We start from the raw sequence: 18,927 nt of genomic DNA, 5'->3' as shown, positions 1-18,927 counted from the left end.
AGCCGCCATCCGGCAAAGCAGACGATTCGGAACTGCCATCCGGCAACACCACCCAACTCAGCGGCGTGGCGCGTGGGTGAATCGACGAAAGGCGGTGCTGACGCGAACGGTGTTGCGCCCGGCGCGTTTCGCCTCGTAGAGCGCGTTATCGGCGCTCTGGATCAACTGTCCATATTCGGTATGGTTCTGCTGACACAGGCTGGCGACGCCGATACTGACGCTGACGCAGCCATCCGGGGAACTGGCGTGGGGAAGCTCCAGGCGCTGCACGCTGGTGCGCAGCTTTTCTGCCAGCTCCACCGCCGCTGCCGAGCGCGTTTCCGGCAACAGGGCGCAAAACTCCTCGCCGCCGTAGCGAAACAGGATCTCATTCGGGTTGCAGAGCGCGCCGCGCATCGCCGCTGCAATCTGTTGCAGGCACTCATCGCCGTGCTGGTGACCATAGCTGTCGTTGTAGGACTTAAAGTAGTCCACATCGATCAGCAGCAGCGACAGCGGTTTGTTATTACGCTTGCTGGCGCGCCACTCGCGCTCAATGCAGAGATCGAAATAGCGGCGGTTGCCGACGCCCGTCAGGCCATCCGACAGGGATTGCGACAACAATTCATGGGCCTGATCGCGCAGCAGCGACTCACGGCGTACTGCCGCAGTGACATCGACAATCTGAATCAGGCAGTAACGCTCGGCATCGCCGAGTGGAACAATGGTCACCGCCTGGCTCAGACGGGCGGTTGGCCGCGCCGGTTCCGCATAGAGCGGAAAAGGGGAGCGGTGTAGCGATTGTGAAAGCAGGGAAGATAAATTGTGACCAATGGCCTGACGGATCGCATCGCCAACGCGGTGATAGGTCAGGTCCGGGAAGACGGAAAAAAAGTCTTCGCCAACGGTGTCGCTGGCCGCCCGCCCGGTATGCGTCTCTAACCACGCATTCCACAGCGCGATACGGTACTGCGCATCCACGAGGATGACACCGAGGCTGAGGGCTGAAAACGCATCCAATAACAACTTATCTTTCATGATTAATGCATTCCGCTGGGAACACTACCGGATTCTAAACGGCTGATATAAAGCCGAACCTGCTCGCGTAAGTCGCACAAAGCGGACATATCGAGGATAAACGCGAGATAGCCCTGGATCTGCTGGCGCTCGAGCGCAAAATCAATGCGCAGCATCATAACCAGCGGATCGTTCTCATCTTTTTCCGGGTTGAGGATCTCTTCGCTACTGCCAACCCGCACCACTGGCAGCGAACCCTGTAGCTCTTTCTGGAACATATTTGCCAGCGTGCCGACACAGGCATTGAGCACGATATTGCCAATCTCGCTCATCGCTTCGCGTTCCATCTCGCCCAGTTCGTGCGCCGGGATCAGATCGCCAACCATCATGCGCACGATTTCGAAACTGGCAGCTTCCGGAAACATCAGAATCGCTTCGGTGGCATAGGCGCCTTCGTAATGCTGGCTAATGCCGAACAGCGACACGCCAGCACCCATCTCGTCGGCCGCTTTCGAGCGCGGCGTAAAGCGGATGGTCGGCACCGACATGCGCACCTCTTCGTTGACGATATTGCTCATCGCCGCCGCCGCGTGGCCGACGCCGATGTTGAAGATCTCCATCAGGCTGTCCGCTTCAATCTCGCTGATATCGGGCAACTCGGTCATGGCTGGCTCTCCAGACGTTTCAGCATCTCGTGAAGCTGCGGCTCTTTCAGCGGTTTTGGCAGAAAGCCGATGCCCATCTCTTCGGCGGCAGCCTGCACGGAGTTCTGCACGTTGGCGGTAAGCAGCACGATGTGGGTCTGCGGGTGCGTCTGACGCAGGCGTGACGCCGCTTCAATGCCGCCAATACCGGGCATATTCACATCAAGCAGAATCAAATAGGGAGTGTTCGCCGCGGCGTGGGCAATCGCCTCTTCGCCCGTACCGGCCTCATCAATGCTCCAGTCGCTGTGCAAGTTAAGAACATACTGGCGGGAAATCATGCGTGACAGGCGGCTGTCATCGACAATCAGAATATATCTGGACATCATTCATTCTCATTTTAGGATTCAGGGCCTGAAACCAGAACAATGCTTTACTTCCGGACCTCCTCCCTGAGCAGTGCTGAACGATATGCCACCGTTATGCGTTTGGGGTAACGCGCGGTTTTATCGTCTCCTTTCTGAAATGGCGATCCTGGATTGCACGCATGGCCTGCTACTTTCAGTTAAGTCACCTTATTCATCGGCAATATTGCGCAAACAATTAGCCCTCAATTTTGCGCACTGCAACGTAAAGATGAAAATTTAACCTTGAACCTGACCTGGCTCTCTGGCTATCCTGTGCGGCGACGAACTTCTCGTCTCACTGGAGCGCACCCGGAAAATGAACAAACACGACTGATGAATCCGCCACCTTGTTAAACGCTCGCGCGTTGGCAAGGCCGTTAACGATCTCATTCAGGAGTGCTTATGGCTCATTGTGCGCAGTCACCCGCCTTTATTTTGCATCAGGTCACCTGTCAGTTTGCGACGGGCGAGACCCTTTTCGGCCCGCTGAATCTAACCCTCGACGCCTCGCTGTGCGGGCTGGTCGGGCGTAACGGCGTCGGCAAAACAGAACTTTTACGCCTGCTTGCCGGGCAATCTCAGCCCGCGTTTGGGCATATCGAATCCGCAGTGCGCTGGGCGTATGTCGCGCAGCAACACACTCTCTCTGCGCACACCACCCTGGCGCAGCTGCTCGGCTATGGCGAGATCTTTGCCGCGCTGGAGCGCGTGTTGCAGGGGGGCTATCAGCCCGCCGATCTGGAGTTACTCGACGGTCAGTGGGATCTGCCTGAGCGGCTTGAGGCCGCCTTTCAGCACGCTAATCTGCCGCCGTTCGCGCCGGACAAACCGGCTGCCGCACTGAGCGGCGGCGAGCGCGTTCGGGCACTGCTCTGCGGCGCGTTTATGACCGGCGCGGATTACCTGTTACTGGATGAACCGACTAATCACCTCGATGGGGAAGGGCGGGCATGGTTTAGCGACCAGCTCCGGCAGCATAAAGGCGGTGCCCTGATCGCCACTCACGACAGGCAACTGCTCGGCGAGATGTCGCGCATTGTTGAACTGACGCCCGCCGGGCTTCGCAGCTACGGCGGCAATTACGCTGATTATGAGCAGCAGCGCGAGGCGCAGCAGCAGGCCGCCCGCGCGATGCTGGATCATGCCGCCGTTGAACGTCGGCGAGCGCGCAGCCGGATGCAGAAGGAGCATGACGCCAGCCTGCGGCGTTCGGCGAAGACGCTGCGCACCGTCGATACGCTCAACATCGCCTCCTTTGAGCGGGTGAAATACAAAAACCTCGCCAAAGAGCGCCCGGCGAGCTGGCGCAAGCAGCATCAACAACAAAATGAGGCGCTTAACGCTGCGGTCACCGAGGCGCGTGAGCGGGTCGAGGAGGAGATGCCGGTGCTGTTTACGCTACCCGGCAGCCAGGTGCCGCCGGGCAAACAGGTGCTGGTGCTCGACGAGGTGGTGCTGCCGCACATCGCGCTTCCTCCCCTGAGCCTGCGCATCGACGGCCCGCTGCGCGTTGCCATCCGTGGGCCAAATGGCTGCGGCAAATCGACACTGTTGAAGGTGATCCTCGGCGAGCTATTGCCGCTGGCAGGTGAATGCCACCGCTCGGTCAGCTGCGCCTGGCTCGATCAGCATCTCTCCCGTTTCGATCTCTCGTTATCGGTGCTTGAGCACCTTCAGCGGGGCAACTCATTGCTTGAGGAGGGGGTACTGCGCAGCCGTCTGGCGCAGTTACAGCTTGGCGCGGAGAAGGTGATGTTGCCGCTGGTGGCCCTGAGCGGCGGCGAGCGGTTGAAGACAGCGCTTGCCTGCGTGCTCTGGCAGAGCGATGCCACACAACTGTTACTGCTCGACGAGCCGACCAACCATCTCGATCTCGCCTCCACCCGCGCGATTGAAGCGGCGCTGGCGGATTTTCCCGGCGCGATGCTGGTGGTTTCGCATGATGAGGCGTTTCTTGCCGGGCTTAGGCTGACGCACAGCCTGACGTGGCAGGCCAGCGGATGGTGCTGGCAGCAAGCGTGAGCGGGCAACCAATTCTCGTAGTCAATCCTGCTCTAAACTTGAGTGATGAAAATAAACGCGATACGGTTGCCTGCTGTTAATAAGAAGTAACATAAGTGAAAGCGATAGATATGCTCACGCTGTTTAGCCCCGGCTCGACAGCTTCTGCTACGCCACCGCCACAAGGAAACGATGATGAATCTGCCAGGAATGAACCCCGAAAGAAATCTGCCGGGGTATGAATTTGCCCGTATGACCGGTGCTGGAGCGAGTGATTTTGATTTTAAAGCCCTCGGCGCCGCAATGGATTGTACCCGTGAATTTGCCGAGGCGGGCATCATCTATGCCGATGGCCCCGAGCGTTACCTGGTGCGTCCGAGCAAACGCCATCCCAACGGGCAGAGCGGCATCGTCACCCATGTTATCGTCACCAAAGCCGCCGCCCAGCCGACCAACTCCAGCAACGGTAAAGCGCTGACGGAAGCGGTCTCTGCAACTTCAATGGGCACCGAGATCGCCTCGACGGTGCTCTCCTGCGGCGCGATGCTTATCACTGCGGGCGTGATGGCCGCCGGTACCGTCGCCACACCGCTCACCGCGGGCGGCAGCACCGTGCTGGTGGCGATTGGCTATGCGGGCACGGCGGCGACCGGTTTGCAGTGCCTTAACGGTATCTATCGCGTGTACGATCTGGTGGAGAACGGCGGTGAAAACGTCGCCTGGCTTGATTCGCAGGAGTGGTATGTCGCCACTTCAACCTCGCTGGATCTTGTCTCACTGGCGAGCGCAGGTGGTGCGCTGAAAGAGGCACTGGCGACCTGGAAAGCGATGAAGTCGGTCTCCTCGCTGAAAGCGACGCAGTGGCTGAAAGAGTATCCGCGCCAGGATCGCGCCCGTCTGACGGAGCTGATTATTCGTGCGCAGAACCCCGGTATCAGCAATAAAGGCATCAAGGCCGCCATCCGCGCCGGGCTCTATCCGAAACGCTTCCCCGTCGAGCCGGTACAGGTTGAGCTGACCCGCCAGTTGGGCCAGGTGGTGACCAGCGCAGCGGCACTGGCAGGCAGCGCGGTGAGTGGCGTTATTGCCGCACCGGGCAATGTGCCGCGCACCGGGCGCTATATCGTCGGAACCATTCAGTCGCTGGCGGTGATCTGATGTCGTTGTTGAGCTGGCTGACAGGATCGGTGTTCTACGATTTATGGCAGCACGGGCGTGAAATCGAGCCGCTGATCGCGCGCAAAGATGAACGCGTCCTGTCGAGCTCCACGCCCGAGCTGGAGCGCCATTTTGACAAAACCGCCGTCGAGCAGCCGCGCCAGAACGGCTTCCCGGTGGCGTTTGTAATGCTGCTGCTGCTGGTGGCGTTTGCGCTCAATCTGCTTTCCCTGCTGCGCCTCTTGCCGGGGCTGACGCCGCCGCTACACGCGCTCGCCTTTTTTGCTCCTGCGCTGGTGGTGCTGGCGACCACTATTAGCAGCATGTTTATGCTGGCGCGCGGCTTTAGCGCCGGGCTTGCCGGTTTCGCGTATCTCTTTAGCGGCTTACTGCTGGTCACCGTGGCGCAGTTGGTGATTAATCTGCTGACGGGCGGCGGCGCGGCGATACCGTTGCTGATTGCATTGGCGGCATTAGTCGGGTGTCGGCGGTTGCTAAATGGCGAAGGGTTTGTGGTGTTTGCGCTCTACTGTCGAACAGCGCGTCTGACAAGAGTGGCGAGGACGTTGCGGTTGAAGTCTCGTTAAGGCGGGAAAAACATAAACCCCCGGCGTGGCGGGGGCTCTGACCGTTGCAGCTTAGTCAATAAGCTGCTTGCTGAGCATCGGATTCGAATGAATCAGGCGCATCAGTTTCATCTCGGTGGCGGTGGGTGTTATACGTTGTGATTCCCACTCATGCACCATTGAGACAGAGACTCCCATCGCACGAGCGAAGTCATCAATCTTCAGACCGGTTCCACGTCGCAATTGTTCAAAGTCACTAAAGGAATTCGGCTTCTTGCTCAGGGTTCCCGTCTGCGCAACATCTTTCTTAAATACGATCTGTTCGAGACTGCTCATCAGTTCAAACATCGGGTCTTTGTACTCCATTGAGCACTCCTCATAAAATCACACAGCGGATATCGTGATACAGCCTGATAAGAGTAGTCGGAAAAAAACCTGGCGTATGATTTCGCCACTGATTATTTACGTTGTAAGCGGGGTAGATGCGCGCAAAATGCACCTTCTGCCGCTTAAGTTTTGTTTAATTGATTGATTAATAAGAGAGCGATTTTGCTCGGTATAAATTTGTAAATCGTCAGCAAAAATTTGGATTAAGAATAATCTGACCGCGATCACGGAAAATATCGTGCCAAAACGGATCCGCACGCTTTTGTGTGTAATGAAGGGGTATCTTGCGAGGCTGACCTGGACTATCCTTGTAGGCCGTTGGGCACGCGTGTGCCGAGAAGCGGTTTTATGGGTGAAAGGAGTAATAAAATGGCGACAGGACAGTCCTGCTCTCGCTGGTTTGCGTCTCTTGCGGCGCTATTAATGGTGGTAAGCCTGAGTGGGTGTTTTGATAAAGAAGGCGATCAACGTAAAGCGTTTATCGATTTCCTGCAGAATACGGCAATGCGCAGCAGCGAACGTCTGCCGGCGCTGACGGCGGATCAGAAAAAACAGTTCGGCCCGTTTGTCTCTGATTATGCGGTTATCTATGGCTATTCCCAGCAGGTGAACCAGGCGATGGATTCCGGTCTGCGCCCGGTCGTTGATAGCGTTAACGCCATCCGCGTGCCGCAGGATTATATGACGCAGCGCGAGCCGCTTCGCCAGGCCAACGGTTCGCTCGGCGTGCTGAGCCAGCAGTTGCAAAACGCAAAAATGCAGGCCGATGCCTCCCATGCCGCGCTCAAGCAGGCAGACGATCTGAAACCGGTCTATGACCAGGTTTACACCAAAGTGGTGACCAACCCGGCTAACGCACTGCAACCGCTGATCCCGGCGGCGCAGGTCTTCACCCAGCAGTTGGTGCAGGTGGGCGACTTTATCGCGCAGCAGGGCACGCAGGTGAGCTTTACGGCGAACGGCATTCAGTTCCCGACCTCCGAGCAGGCCAGCCAGTATAACGCGCTGATTGGGCCGCTGGCGGCGCAGCATCAGGCGTTTACCCAGGCCTGGACGGCAACCGTCTCAGGAATGAAATAAGTAATAAGGCTATGGTGAAGCGTGGTTGCTAATGGCTGGCGCTTCATCTACAAAATCAGGGCCTGAAAGGAACGACCGGATACGGGGCGTTCCGCTCCCCGTTTGTTCTGATGTACCTGCCACAGGGAGCATTAGGCTACTCTTGTAAAAACAGAGCGAACGACGAGAGGCAATGCGATATGACTAACCGGATATCCGTTACTGTTAAAGAAGGTGAGACGCTTCACTTCTGGCGGCTGGGAGGAGAGGAAGCTATATCAGAGCCTTTTGTCTGGACACTGACATTGCTCAGTGAAGATTCGCAAATTAACCGCAGTAAACTCCTGAGCCAGCCCGTCACAATTACCATTCCGACGCAGAATGCGTTAGCCCCTCGTTATCTCAACGGCAAAGTAACCTCTGCCGCCGCCACCCCGATTGAACATGACGGCACTCGCTACACGGCTTATACACTGACAGTTGAATCTGACCTCTGGCCCTTGAAGCGTAATCGGGACATGCGGATTTTTCAGGGGCAAACAGTGCCTGAAATTGTCAAAAAGATCCTCAGTGAGCACAACGTCAAGACCGACGACAAACTGACAGAAGAGTACCGCACCTGGGAATACTGTGTTCAGTATCAGGAAAGCTCTCTTGATTTCATCAGGCGTCTGATGGAACAAGAAGGGATAGCTTTCTATTTCCGCCATGATACCGACAGCCACACACTGGTGCTGACTGATGCAGGTTCTGAATTACAGCCCTTCCCTGGCTACGAGGTTATTCCCTATCACCAAACTACATCAGGGGGTGTCACAGGTGAGGAAGGTATTAGCCAGTGGTCCGTGCAGGACAGCATTACCCCAGGATTATACAGTCTGGATGACTATGACTTCCGCAAACCGAACGCCTGGTTGTTTCAGGCCCGTCAAAACAATGTTGCTCCCCAGCCGGGAACCGTAAGCGTCTATGACTGGCCCGGCCGTTTTGTGGACCACAACCATGGTGATAAATACGCCAAAATTCATCAGGAGCGGTGGCAGGTTGAGCATCAGCAGACATCCGGTACATCAACCGCCAGCGCTATCGCACCCGGACATATATTCCAGCTTGAAAATGCCCCTTTCCCTGACGGGAACAGCAGCTACACAATCATCCGGGCTGTTTATCAGTTTGAGGAAAACCCCTACTCCACCTCCGACAGCAGCGAAAGCGTGCATCGAACAGATTTTATTGTTATTCCAGCCTCCACACCTTACAGACCAGAGCAGAAAACCCCATGGCCAAGAACCTACGGACCACAGACAGCCAGGGTCGTAGGGCCAGACGGAGAGAGTATATGGACAGACCGTTATGGTCGGGTGAAAGTGAAATTTCACTGGGACAGAGAGTCAAAAGGGGATGACGCCAGCTCATGCTGGATACGAGTTTCCAGCGCCTGGGCCGGGCAGGGATTTGGGGGCGTACAGATCCCCAGGGTTGGCGATGAAGTCGTGGTGGATTTTATCAACGGTGATCCGGACAGGCCGATTATCACCGGACGCGTCTACAACGAATCCAGCATGCCTCCTTGGGAGCTTCCTGCTGCTGCAACGGTAATGGGCTTTATGAGCCGCTCAAAAGACGGGAACCGTGATAACGCTAACCATCTGTTGTTTGAAGATAAAGCGGGTGCGGAAAAAGTCGACCTTCATGCTGAAAAAGATATGCATATCACCGTGGAGAATAATAAAACGGTTGGGATTGATGGTTCACGAACGACTACGATAAAAGGCGAACAGAAAGACGCAATTACCGGCGCTGCCACGTTCCATTATAAGGATGTCCGCACCACGACTGTCGAAAAAGCAGAGACTACTACTTTCAATAACGGCCAGACGGAAACCATTACAAATGGACGTACACTGGATATAACCAGCGGTGGCGACACGGTTACCATCAAGGGAGAACGAAATACTACTGTTGACGGAACAGAGGTTCATCACGTTACCGGAAGGCTCACTGAAAATTATGATAGCGGGCAAGATACGACAATTAAAGCTGGCGGAAGGACGGATACCGTTAAGGGCGATGTCGTTTTCACTATAACCGGTGGTTTTTACGAACAAAACGTCAGTGGGAAAGTTGATGTAATCTCAGGCGCTGATATAAAAATTAAAAGTACGACTAAAATAACCCTCGACGCTCCTCATATAGAGCAGATTGACTCCAACAAAACGAAATGGTCAGACAAAGTTACTGATTTCGTCGTAGACCATGCAACATTCAAAATTGTTTCTTTTTCCGCATATGGCGCAAGCGCTTCTGTGAATGCAGCAAGTGTGTCCTGGGCTACGATGTCTTTTTCAACTGCATTGACCAGCGTAGTTACAGCACCAATGAACTATACAAGATCTTTAACAAAGATCGAAGATTCACTTCAAAATGTCGCATTAAGCGCACTTCATATGTTTATTTAAAGGTACTTTTAAATGGAAATAACCAAATATTTACATTTCATTCCATGGATACTTGTTGTGTTAATAGTCGTTTCTTCACTTAAAGGAATAAAAGTGAATAAAGAAGAAAACACGCTAATTAGAGAATGGAATACCAAAGACAAATGGCAAGGTGAAGTGACTGCTGCATCCATCATTGACTGGAAACAGTTAAATGTCATGCGTAACTTTGACTACTTCTACCTCTTCACCCTGGAGAGCAATATCGGCGGGAAGAAAACGGTATTGAAAGCCGCGGGCGTTATACCTGTATCGCAAGCGAAGCTGATAAAAAATGGCGCATCGGTCGTCGTAAAATACAGTCTTCAGCCCAAAAAAACTGCCGTTGAATACATTGTCGATCCTGAAGGGCAGCACCACGTTGAGTTACCCTGATATCTCCTGTCGCAACCTGGCATTCAGCGGATGCAGGCATAAAAAAGAGGCGATACGATCGCCTCTTTTTTATTGCTGAATTGACCTTAGCGGACGACCTGCGGGTTAACGCAGTTCTGCTCCACCTTGCCATTGAGCGCATCAATCAGGTTGTCGACCGCGCAGGCCGCCATGTTGTAGCGCGTCTCATGGGTTGCAGAACCGATATGCGGCAGCGCCACGACGTTGGGCAGCGACAGCAGCGGTGAATCCGCAGGCAGCGGCTCCTGCTCAAACACATCCAGCCCGGCGGCGTGGATTTCGCCGTTTTGCAGCGCCTCGATCAGCGCCGACTCATTCACTACCGGGCCGCGCCCGGCATTAATAAAGATGGCGGATTTTTTCATCATCGCGAACTGCGCTTTGCCGATCAGATGCTGCGTCTCTTCAGTGAGCGGCAGCACGACACAGACAAAATCGGACTCCTGCAATACCGTTTCCAGATCGCAATGGCGCGCCTGAAAACGCGCTTCCGCTTCGGCGTGCTGGCGGCGGGCGTGGTAAAGAATCGGCATGCCGAAGCCACAGTGCGCGCGCTGCGCCAGCGCCAGGCCAATGCGCCCCATACCGACAATACCCATCGTTTTATGGTGTACATCAATGCCGAACCAGTCCGGCCCAATGCTCTTTGTCCATTCGCCCGCTTTGACCCGCTCAGCCACATCCACCACCCGGCGGGCGCTGCTCAGCACCAGCGCCATAATGGTATCGGCCACGGTTTCGGTCAGCACGGTTGGGGTGTGCATCAGGGCAATCTTGCGCGCGTTCAGCGCATCCACATCAAAATTGTCATAGCCCACCGAGATGGTCGAGGTGGCACGCAACTGCGGCATCTTCTCCAGCAGCGCGCTATCCACTGTCTGGCTGGAGCCTAACAGCCCCTGCGCGTTGGCAAACGCCTCGGCGTGTTGCTGCACCGTTTCAGGTTTCAGGTTAGCAACCTGGGTCACGGTAAAGTGCGTCTCCAGTCGTGCGAGCAGATCATCGGGCAAGGCTTTGTACAGGATGATAGATGGCTTCATGCGGTTCTCCCTTGTGACGGTGCGCCTGCCGGAATCTGCTTATTGTTAGCAGGCTTAACAATTAAAGTAAGCCATACAGAGGCGAAAAGTGCCACCCCCATAAATATGTACGAAGCGGACGGGCTGCCGGTCGCGCCGTTGAGGTAGCCGACAAACCACGAGCCGCAGAATGAGCCGAGCGCGCCCATGCTGTTGATTAACGCCATTGCGCCGCCCGCCACATTACGCGGCAGCATCTCCGGGATAATCGCGAAGAAGGGGCCATACGGCGCGTACATCGCCGCCCCGGCAATCACCAGCAGGGTGTAGGAGATCCAGAAGTGATTCGCGCCCACGGCCCACGAGCCGATAAAGGCGAACGCGCCAATCAGCAGCAGCGGCCAGACAAAGAGTTTGCGGTTTTGCAGCTTATCGGAGGCCCAGGAGGCGAGGATCATGGCAATGGTCGCCGCCAGGTAAGGTACGGAAGAGAGCCAGCCCACTTCCACCATGCCGAGGTTGTCGCCGCCGCTGCGAATAATTGACGGCAGCCACAGCACAAAGCCATACACGCCGATGCTCCAGGCGAAATATTGCAGGCAGAGCAGCACCACATTGCGCGAGCGGAAGGCTTCGCTGTAGTTACGAACCGCTTTAATGCCCTGCTGCTCTTTATCAAGCTGCGTTTGCAGCGCGCGCTTCTCATCTTCGCTCAGCCACTTCGCCTGGCTCGGTTTATCTTTTACCAGCACCCACCAGCAGAAGGCCCAGATCACCGCCGGTACGCCTTCAATGATAAACATCTCGCGCCAGCCGAAGGACTGGATCAGGTAGCCGGAAACCACCGACATCCACAGCACCGTGACCGGGTTACCGAGGATTAAAAAGGTGTTCGCCCGCGAGCGCTCCGATTTGGTAAACCAGTTACTGATGTAAATCAGCATCGCTGGCATCACCGCCGCTTCCACCACGCCGAGGATAAAGCGGATGGCGGCCAGCATCGGGATATTGCTCACCACACCGGTCAGCGATGCGCAGGCACCCCACAAAATCAGGCAGATAAAGATCAGCTTGCGCACGCTGCGCCGTTCGGCGTAGACCGCGCCGGGGATCTGGAAGAAGAAGTAGCCGAGGAAGAAGAGCGCGCCCAGCAGCGAAGAGACGCCTTTGGTGATGCCGAGATCTTCGTTAATCCCGGCCGCGGAGGCGAAGCTGAAGTTCGCGCGATCGAGGTAGGCCAGACTGTAGGTGATAAACACAATCGGCATGATATAGAGCCAGCGTTTGGCTGAGTTGGTGGCGTTGCTCATAAGGTTGCCTCTATGGTTGAGGTTATTTTCCACCTGTCATGTAGGGTACAGGCGGTTTGAGTATCGGCGAAACGGGCGCTACAGCGCGCCCAGCTCCGCGCGGGTTGGCAATCCTTCGCTGTCGCCGGGCACCTGAATCGCCCGCGCACCGATGGCATTGCCCCGGCGCACCGCATCGTGCAGCGTTTTTCCTTCCAGCAGGGCGCTGATCACCCCGACGGCAAAACCATCGCCTGCGCCAACGGTATCGACGACGTTCTCGACAATAACCGGCGCAACCGCCCCCTGTTCGCCATCGGCGGTTTTAAACCACGCGCCGTCAGGGCCGGTTTTGATAATTACCGCCTTCACGCCGCGTTGCAGATAGAAATCAGCAATCCCTTCCGGCGTCTGCTGACCAGTAAGAATCACGCCCTCTTTCAGCCCCGGCAGCACCCAGTCTGCCTGGAAGGCGAGCGCGTTGAGCTTCTCGACCATCTCCGCTTCACTTTTCCACAGCACCGGGCGCAGGTTGGGATCAAACGACAGGGTTTTGCCCTGCGATTTCATCGCCTTCGCCGCATGCTCCAGCAGGGCGTAAGAGGTGGTGGAGATCGCCGCCGCCACGCCGCTCATGTGCAGATGGCGCGCATCACTGAACAGCGCGGCGTTAAAATCCTCCGGCGAAAGGTGGCTGGCAGCGGAGCCCTTGCGGAAATACTCCACAATGGGATCGGTTCCATCATCGCATTTCGATTTCAACTGAAAGCCGGTCGGGTAGCGGGTGTCCAGCGTCACGCCGGAGGTATCAATCCCCTCTTTGCGCAGCGTGTTAAGGATAAAGCGGCCAAAGCTGTCATCGCCAACGCGGCTGACCCAGCTCACTTTCAATCCCAGACGCGCAAGGCCGGTAGCAACATTTAACTCGGCACCGGCCGCTCGTTTAATAAAGTGCCCGGCCTCGGCGAGATCGCCGGTTTCGGTGGCGACGAACATCGCCATCGCTTCGCCAAGGGTGATGACATCCAGCGCGTTATGCATGGCTGAACTCCTTACGCAGCAGAGAGACATAGTGGCGGGTGACGGCGGTCAAATCGTCGCCCTCAAGCGGAAACTCGATGCCGCGCGGTACATCGCCAGGCAGTGCATCGAGCAGCGCCAGCCAGCGCGGGTTTTCGGCATTCGGTGATGTTGCGCGGTGTTTATCGCCTGCGCGGTCAACGGCTTTGACATGCACATAGCTGACGGCGGGCGCGAGCTGGCGCGCGGCCTCTTCCGGCTCATCGCCAACCCACAGCCAGTTGCCGGTATCAAAAGTGAGCGTGACGGGGAGGTGTGCAGTGTGGCAGGCGGCTTTAAAGCGCAGCATCGGCGCGAGCTTGCCGCACTCGGTTTGATCATTTTCCACCACCAGCGGCACATCGCTTGTCGCCAGCCAGCCGCGCAGGGTCTCCAGCACGGCGTTATCTTTGAAATGACCCAGTGAGACTTTCAGCCACAGCGCTTTCAGCGTGCGGGCTTCGTCCAGCAGGGCGGGCAGGCGCGGGTTTAAGCTGCCATCTTGCAGGCAGAGCGGCTCCGGCGCGGAGTAGCAGACCAGCAGGTTGTGCATATCAATGGCGAAGGCCAGCGATGGCAGGTGAGACAGCTCCTCGTCGTTCAGCAGTTCGCGGCGGATCTCTACGCCGTCGGCACCCGCATTGGCAATGATCGGCAGCGTGCCGACCTGGCCGCCCAGCGCCGCCACCTGGCCATGACCATAGGCGGCGGTAACAACAATAATTTTTCTTTCCATCTTCCGGTTCCCCGATAACGGCAGGGTGATTAGCTTCCATTAACGCTAGATGGAACCGGTTCCAAAGAAAAGTTCACTGTGTCGAATTTATGATCGGCATCACGAAGGGGAAAATTAACGCGACGTAGAGCCGCGCACGATCAGTTCGCCGGAGAAAACCCGCTCGTGAACCGTATCGCTGTGGCCCTCAATGCGGCGCACCACCTGCTCGACAGCGGCAAAACCGATCTGCCAGGTGGGCTGTTTGAGGGTGGTAATGCCGACGCCCGCCAGCTCTGCCCACTCCAGCTCATCAAAGCCGAGCAGGCCGATATCACTGCCCCAGTTCAGGCCAATACGCTTTAGCGAGCGCGCCACCTGAAGAGTTAACGCACCGTTGGCAGAGATCACCGCTTTGCGCATGCCGCGATGGCGGGCGTGGAACTGGCGCAGGGTGTTATCCAGCTGCGCCGCTTCGTGCAGCACCACTTCCGTATCTTCCGCCACCACGCCAGGGTAGCGGGCAAGGGTGGAGTGAAAAGCGTTTAGCCTTTCGCGCCGGGTGTTAACGGTGCCCAGCGGCTCGCTGAGGAACAGCAGGGCTTCAAAACCCTGCTCGATCAGGTGTTCAGTAGCGGTGGTGGCGGCCTGGGTGTTATCCAGCCCGACGACATCGCAGGCGAAATCAGGAATTTTGCGGTCAATCAGCACCATCGGCAGGGAGGATTGTTGCAGGCGGTTTAGCCCCTCTTCGCGCATGCCCACGGCGTTCACCACAATCCCCTCCACCTGGTAGCTGCGCAGCAGGTCAAGGTAGTGCAGCTCCTGATCGACTTCGTTATTGGTGTTACAGACCAGCGGCGTAAATCCCTTTTCGCGGCAGGCGGCTTCGATACCGCTCAGCACGTGCACGGAGTAGGGGTTAGTGATATCGGCGATAATCAGCCCGATAAGCCGGGTGCGCCCGCGCTTAAGACCGCGCGCCATCAGGCTTGGGCGGTAATCGAGTGCGGCGATGGCCTGCTCAATGCGCGCCAGCAGGGCGTCGGAAAGCAGATGTTTTTCACCGTTGAGATAGCGTGAAATACTGGTTTTGCCGGTGTTGGCCGCTTTCGCCACATCGCTGATGGTTGGGCGCGTCGTTTTCGCCATTGTTGCTTCCCTCGCCGTAACTGGTTGCCCACACCTTAGCGCGAAATCGCGGGCAATCAAGCACTAACCTGCGCTTATCACCCGGTGCGCGGCGGTAATGACGTTTAATTCTTTGCCAAACGCGCTTCGCCGTGGATGATAGAGCGCAAACAACACATCCGACACCACCTGCAAGCTATTCAGGAGCGCGCTTTGGCAAACTCTGCTATCAAAACAGTTCTTACGGCGGCCCACTGGGGCCCGATGCTGGTCGACACCGATGGTGAAAAGGTGCTCGCCTCGCGCGGCGCGCTGCCGACCCCTTTCCCCAACTCGCTGCAAAGCGTGGTGCAGGAGCAGGTGCACAGCCCGACGCGCGTGCGCTACCCGATGGTGCGTAAAGGCTTTCTCGCTTCGCCCGACAGCCCGCAAGGCGTGCGCGGGCAGGATGAGTTTGTGCGCGTCAGTTGGGATCAGGCACTGGATCTGATCCATCAGCAGCACAAACGTATTCGTGACAGCTATGGCCCGTCGTCAATCTTTGCGGGTTCCTACGGCTGGCGCTCCAACGGCGTGCTGCACAAAGCCGCCACGCTGTTACAGCGCTATATGAGCCTCGCGGGCGGCTATACCGGCCATCTCGGGGATTATTCCACCGGCGCTGCGCAGGCGATTATGCCGCATGTGGTTGGCGGCAACGAAGTTTACCAGCAGCAGACCAGCTGGCCGCTGATCCTTGAGCACAGCGACGTAGTGGTGCTGTGGAGCGCCAACCCGCTTAATACGCTAAAAATTGCCTGGAACGCCTCGGATGAGCAGGGCATTCCTTACTTTGACGCGCTACGCAACAGCGGCAAGCGGGTGATCTGTATCGATCCGATGCGATCGGAGACGGTCGATTTCCTCGGCGACCGCGCGGAGTGGATCGCGCCGCATATGGGCACCGACGTGGCGCTGATGCTCGGCATCGCCCATACGCTGGTGGAGAACGGCTGGCAGGATAATGATTTTCTCTCCCGTTGCACCGTGGGCTACGAGATTTTTGCCGCCTACCTCACCGGCGAAAGCGATGGCGTGGCGAAAACGGCGGAGTGGGCGGCAGGCATCTGCGGCATTGAAGCGGCTAAAATCCGCGAACTGGCAGAAGTTTTCCATAAAAACACCACCATGCTGATGGCGGGATGGGGGATGCAGCGCCAGCAGTTTGGCGAGCAAAAACACTGGATGCTGGTGACGCTGGCAGCGATGCTCGGGCAGATCGGTACGCCGGGCGGCGGGTTTGGCCTCTCTTATCACTTTGCCAACGGCGGTAACCCGACACGCCGTGCGGCGGTGCTCGCTTCAATGCAGGGGCTGGTCAAAGGCGGTACCGACGCAGTACATAAATTCCCCGTTGCGCGCATCGTTGAAGCGCTGGAGAACCCCGGCGCGCCTTACCAACATAACGGCATAAACGGACACTTCCCGGATATCCGCTTTGTCTGGTGGGCAGGCGGCGCAAACTTTACCCATCATCAGGATACCAACCGCCTGATCCGCGCCTGGCAGAAGCCGGAACTGGTGGTGATCTCCGAGTGTTTCTGGACGGCAGCGGCGAAGCATGCCGATATCGTGCTGCCCGCGACTACCTCGTTTGAGCGTAACGATCTGACGATGACCGGCGATTACAGCAACCAGCACCTGGTGCCGATGCAGCGCGTGGTGCCGCCGCAGTTTGAGGCGCGCGATGACTTCGAGGTATTCGCTGACTTAAGCGAGCGCTGGGAAGCGGGCGGGCGCGAGCGCTTTACCGAAGGGAAGAGCGATCTGCAGTGGCTGGAGACCTTCTACACCATCGCTGGCGAACGCGGGGCGAGCCAGCAGGTGACGCTGCCGCCGTTCGCTGAGTTCTGGCAGGCGAACCAGCTGATTGAGATGCCACAGAGCGAGCAGAATGCGCGCTTCGTGCGTTACGCCGATTTCCGTCGCGATCCGCAGGCGCACCCGCTGAAAACGCCGAGCGGTAAAATCGAAATCTTCTCTGAGCGCATTAAAAGCTTTGGCTATGCCGACTGCCCGCCGCATCCGACATGGCTGGAGCCGGATGAGTGGCACGGCAACGCCGAGCCGGAGCAGCTGCAGGTGCTCTCTGCGCACCCCGCGCATCGCCTGCACAGCCAGCTCAACTTTACTCGTCTGCGCGAGGAGTATGCGGTGGCCGGACGCGAGCCAATTACGCTCCATCCGCTCGATGCGCAGGCGCGCGGTATCGCGCCGGGCGATGTGGTGCGGGTATGGAACCAGCGCGGGCAGGTGCTGGCGGGCGCGGTGGTGAGCAGCGGTATTAAGCCTGGCGTGATCTGTATTCATGAAGGGGCATGGCCGGATCTTGAGCCAACGGCGGACGGACTGTGTAAAAACGGCGCGGTGAATGTGCTGACCAAAGATCTGCCCAGCTCGCGGCTGGGCAATGGCTGCGCGGGAAATACGGCGCTGGCGTGGGTTGAGAAGTATCGCGGCCCGGCGCTTACGCTGACGGCGTTTGATCCGCCTGCCAGCTCATGATCCACGTTGGATGGCCGGTCTCCTCCTGCCATGCGCTTTCGGTAATGGTAAAGCCCTGCGCATGGTAGAAGTTCACCGCCCGCTCATTCTGCTGGTAAACCTCAAGGCTTAATCGAGGAAAGTGCTGTTTAACATGGTTAATCAGCGCTTTCCCGAACCCCAGGCCAAACGCCTGCGGGCGCACAAACAGCGCGCCGATAAACTGCTCATCCATCACGCTGACAAAGCCCTGCAATTCGCCCTCCTGCTCAGCGACCCAGGTTTTCGCCGACGGAAGGTAGGCGTCGCGCACCAGCGCTTCGCTCTCCTGCCAGTAGCTGGCCTGAATAAAGGGGTGGGCGAGGGTGGTGCTCTCCAGCCACAGCGCCAGCAGCGGAGTTAAATCTTCACTGTTCCATGCGCGAATCATGCGTTCCTCCCGGGTAACAGATGCAGCCGACGACGTGGTCATTAACCAGACCGCAGGCCTGCATAAAGGCATAACAGATAGTTGAACCAACAAATTTGAAGCCGCGTTTTTTCAGCGCTTTTGATAAGGCGTCGGAGACGGGCGTCGAGGCAGGGATTTCTGCGAGCAGTGCGGCGTGCGCGACCTGCGGCTGGTTATCGACGAATCCCCAGATAAAATCTGAAAATGACTCGCCGTTTTCTTCCATCGCCAGGTAGGCGCGGGCATTGCCAATAATCGCTTCAATCTTGCCGCGATGTCGAATAATCCCGGCATTTTGCAGCAAGCTGTCGACATCCTGCGGCGTCATGGCAGCCACGCGCTGCGGGTCAAAGTTATGGAAGGCGTGACGGTAATTTTCCCGTTTTTTCAACACCGTAATCCACGACAGCCCCGCCTGCTGCCCTTCGAGGCAGATCATCTCGAACAGCTTTTTACCCTCTCTTTGCGGGACGCCCCACTCATTATCGTGATAATCGAGATAGAGCGGGTCCTGGGTAACCCAACCACAACGCTGCATATCCGTACTCCGTTTGTGAAGGAAAAATAAACGTCGTCCTGCCTTGACGTAAACCTCAGAAAGACAATATTTATTACAGGGCTTTTGCCC

18 protein-coding genes are annotated in these 18,927 nt (G+C 57.1%); 7 read left to right on the top strand and 11 right to left on the bottom strand.

The genetic code is table 11. From position 1 onward, the window contains the following. Positions 1–57: 57 nt before the first annotated feature. Genes ABIC80_RS15375 through ABIC80_RS15365 form a run of 3 tightly spaced genes read right to left on the bottom strand, consistent with a single transcriptional unit; the run spans position 58 to position 2,029 of the window. The gene (locus ABIC80_RS15375; RefSeq protein WP_263753725.1) at positions 58–1,017 is read right to left on the bottom strand and encodes a GGDEF domain-containing protein; all 960 of its coding nucleotides are present in this window, start codon (positions 1,015–1,017) and stop codon (positions 58–60) included. Positions 1,018–1,019: 2 nt separating this feature from the next. After that, positions 1,020–1,661: a chemotaxis protein CheC gene (locus tag ABIC80_RS15370; protein ID WP_042718620.1), complete on the bottom strand. Its 642-nt coding sequence runs from the start codon at positions 1,659–1,661 to the stop codon at positions 1,020–1,022. Further along, positions 1,658–2,029, bottom strand: a complete 372-nt coding sequence (locus tag ABIC80_RS15365; RefSeq protein ID WP_429177740.1) for a response regulator — start codon at positions 2,027–2,029, stop codon at positions 1,658–1,660. Before ABIC80_RS15365 ends, ABIC80_RS15370 begins: the two co-directional genes overlap by 4 nt. Before the next feature lie 420 nt (positions 2,030–2,449). Between ABIC80_RS15365 and ABIC80_RS15360 the strand changes: the two genes are divergently transcribed. The 3 genes from ABIC80_RS15360 (at position 2,450) to ABIC80_RS15350 (ending at position 5,793) form a co-directional block, all read left to right on the top strand. Beyond that, positions 2,450–4,069, top strand: a complete 1,620-nt coding sequence (locus tag ABIC80_RS15360) for an ABC-F family ATP-binding cassette domain-containing protein (protein ID WP_429177739.1) — start codon at positions 2,450–2,452, stop codon at positions 4,067–4,069. A gap of 174 nt (positions 4,070–4,243) precedes the next feature. Continuing rightward, positions 4,244–5,206 (top strand): hypothetical protein, encoded by a 963-nt coding sequence (locus tag ABIC80_RS15355; RefSeq protein ID WP_139567220.1) that lies wholly within the window; start codon positions 4,244–4,246, stop codon positions 5,204–5,206. Then, positions 5,206–5,793 (top strand): hypothetical protein, encoded by a 588-nt coding sequence (locus tag ABIC80_RS15350; protein ID WP_429177738.1) that lies wholly within the window; start codon positions 5,206–5,208, stop codon positions 5,791–5,793. The genes ABIC80_RS15355 and ABIC80_RS15350 overlap by 1 nt, the downstream gene beginning before the upstream one ends. Before the next feature lie 51 nt (positions 5,794–5,844). Here the strand turns inward: ABIC80_RS15350 and ABIC80_RS15345 are convergent, their stop codons facing one another. Further along, positions 5,845–6,138 carry an HTH-type transcriptional regulator gene (locus ABIC80_RS15345; RefSeq protein WP_042718609.1) on the bottom strand — a complete coding sequence of 98 codons (294 nt, stop codon included), beginning with the start codon at positions 6,136–6,138 and terminating at the stop codon, positions 5,845–5,847. A 390-nt stretch (positions 6,139–6,528) separates the two neighbouring features. Here ABIC80_RS15345 and ABIC80_RS15340 point away from each other — a divergent pair, with 390 nt between their 5' ends. From ABIC80_RS15340 to ABIC80_RS15330, 3 genes are all read left to right on the top strand, one after another. Continuing rightward, a complete protein-coding gene (locus ABIC80_RS15340; RefSeq protein ID WP_042718608.1) occupies positions 6,529–7,239 on the top strand; it encodes a DUF3053 domain-containing protein in 711 nt (236 codons plus the stop codon). Positions 7,240–7,418: 179 nt separating this feature from the next. Continuing rightward, positions 7,419–9,677, top strand: a complete 2,259-nt coding sequence (locus tag ABIC80_RS15335) for a type VI secretion system Vgr family protein (protein WP_429177737.1) — start codon at positions 7,419–7,421, stop codon at positions 9,675–9,677. 12 nt (positions 9,678–9,689) lie between these two features. After that, positions 9,690–10,091, top strand: coding sequence for a hypothetical protein (locus ABIC80_RS15330; RefSeq protein WP_429177736.1), 402 nt, complete (start codon positions 9,690–9,692; stop codon positions 10,089–10,091). Positions 10,092–10,177: 86 nt separating this feature from the next. On the opposite strand, the gene ghrB is transcribed toward ABIC80_RS15330, so the two are convergent. From ghrB to ABIC80_RS15305, 5 genes are all read right to left on the bottom strand, one after another. Then, entirely contained in the window at positions 10,178–11,152 is a 975-nt protein-coding gene (gene ghrB, locus ABIC80_RS15325) for a glyoxylate/hydroxypyruvate reductase GhrB (RefSeq protein WP_094418952.1), read from the bottom strand. Further along, positions 11,149–12,441 carry an MFS transporter gene (locus ABIC80_RS15320; protein ID WP_288881820.1) on the bottom strand — a complete coding sequence of 431 codons (1,293 nt, stop codon included), beginning with the start codon at positions 12,439–12,441 and terminating at the stop codon, positions 11,149–11,151. Before ABIC80_RS15320 ends, ghrB begins: the two co-directional genes overlap by 4 nt. 78 nt (positions 12,442–12,519) lie before the next feature. Next, the gene (locus tag ABIC80_RS15315; RefSeq protein ID WP_094418953.1) at positions 12,520–13,461 is read right to left on the bottom strand and encodes a sugar kinase; all 942 of its coding nucleotides are present in this window, start codon (positions 13,459–13,461) and stop codon (positions 12,520–12,522) included. Beyond that, complete coding sequence (locus tag ABIC80_RS15310; protein ID WP_429177735.1) at positions 13,454–14,215, bottom strand: sugar phosphate isomerase/epimerase family protein; 762 nt, start codon at positions 14,213–14,215, stop codon at positions 13,454–13,456. The genes ABIC80_RS15315 and ABIC80_RS15310 overlap by 8 nt, the downstream gene beginning before the upstream one ends. 114 nt (positions 14,216–14,329) lie before the next feature. Then, positions 14,330–15,346: a LacI family DNA-binding transcriptional regulator gene (locus tag ABIC80_RS15305; protein ID WP_429177734.1), complete on the bottom strand. Its 1,017-nt coding sequence runs from the start codon at positions 15,344–15,346 to the stop codon at positions 14,330–14,332. A 192-nt stretch (positions 15,347–15,538) separates the two neighbouring features. Between ABIC80_RS15305 and ABIC80_RS15300 the strand changes: the two genes are divergently transcribed. Next, complete coding sequence (locus tag ABIC80_RS15300; protein ID WP_429177733.1) at positions 15,539–17,869, top strand: molybdopterin guanine dinucleotide-containing S/N-oxide reductase; 2,331 nt, start codon at positions 15,539–15,541, stop codon at positions 17,867–17,869. On the opposite strand, the gene ABIC80_RS15295 is transcribed toward ABIC80_RS15300, so the two are convergent. Together ABIC80_RS15295 and tag are read right to left on the bottom strand one after the other, a co-directional pair. Continuing rightward, a complete protein-coding gene (locus ABIC80_RS15295) occupies positions 17,832–18,278 on the bottom strand; it encodes an N-acetyltransferase (RefSeq protein ID WP_042718597.1) in 447 nt (148 codons plus the stop codon). The genes ABIC80_RS15300 and ABIC80_RS15295 overlap by 38 nt on opposite strands. Next, positions 18,256–18,837, bottom strand: a complete 582-nt coding sequence (gene tag / locus ABIC80_RS15290; protein WP_429177732.1) for a DNA-3-methyladenine glycosylase I — start codon at positions 18,835–18,837, stop codon at positions 18,256–18,258. Before tag ends, ABIC80_RS15295 begins: the two co-directional genes overlap by 23 nt. Positions 18,838–18,927: the final 90 nt, after the last annotated feature.

Source organism: Kosakonia sp. 1610, assembly GCF_050435845.1.
Taxonomy (GTDB): domain Bacteria; phylum Pseudomonadota; class Gammaproteobacteria; order Enterobacterales; family Enterobacteriaceae; genus Kosakonia; species Kosakonia cowanii.
Note: the sequence above shows the minus strand (reverse complement) of the source record. Positions and strands in the feature narration are given on the sequence as shown.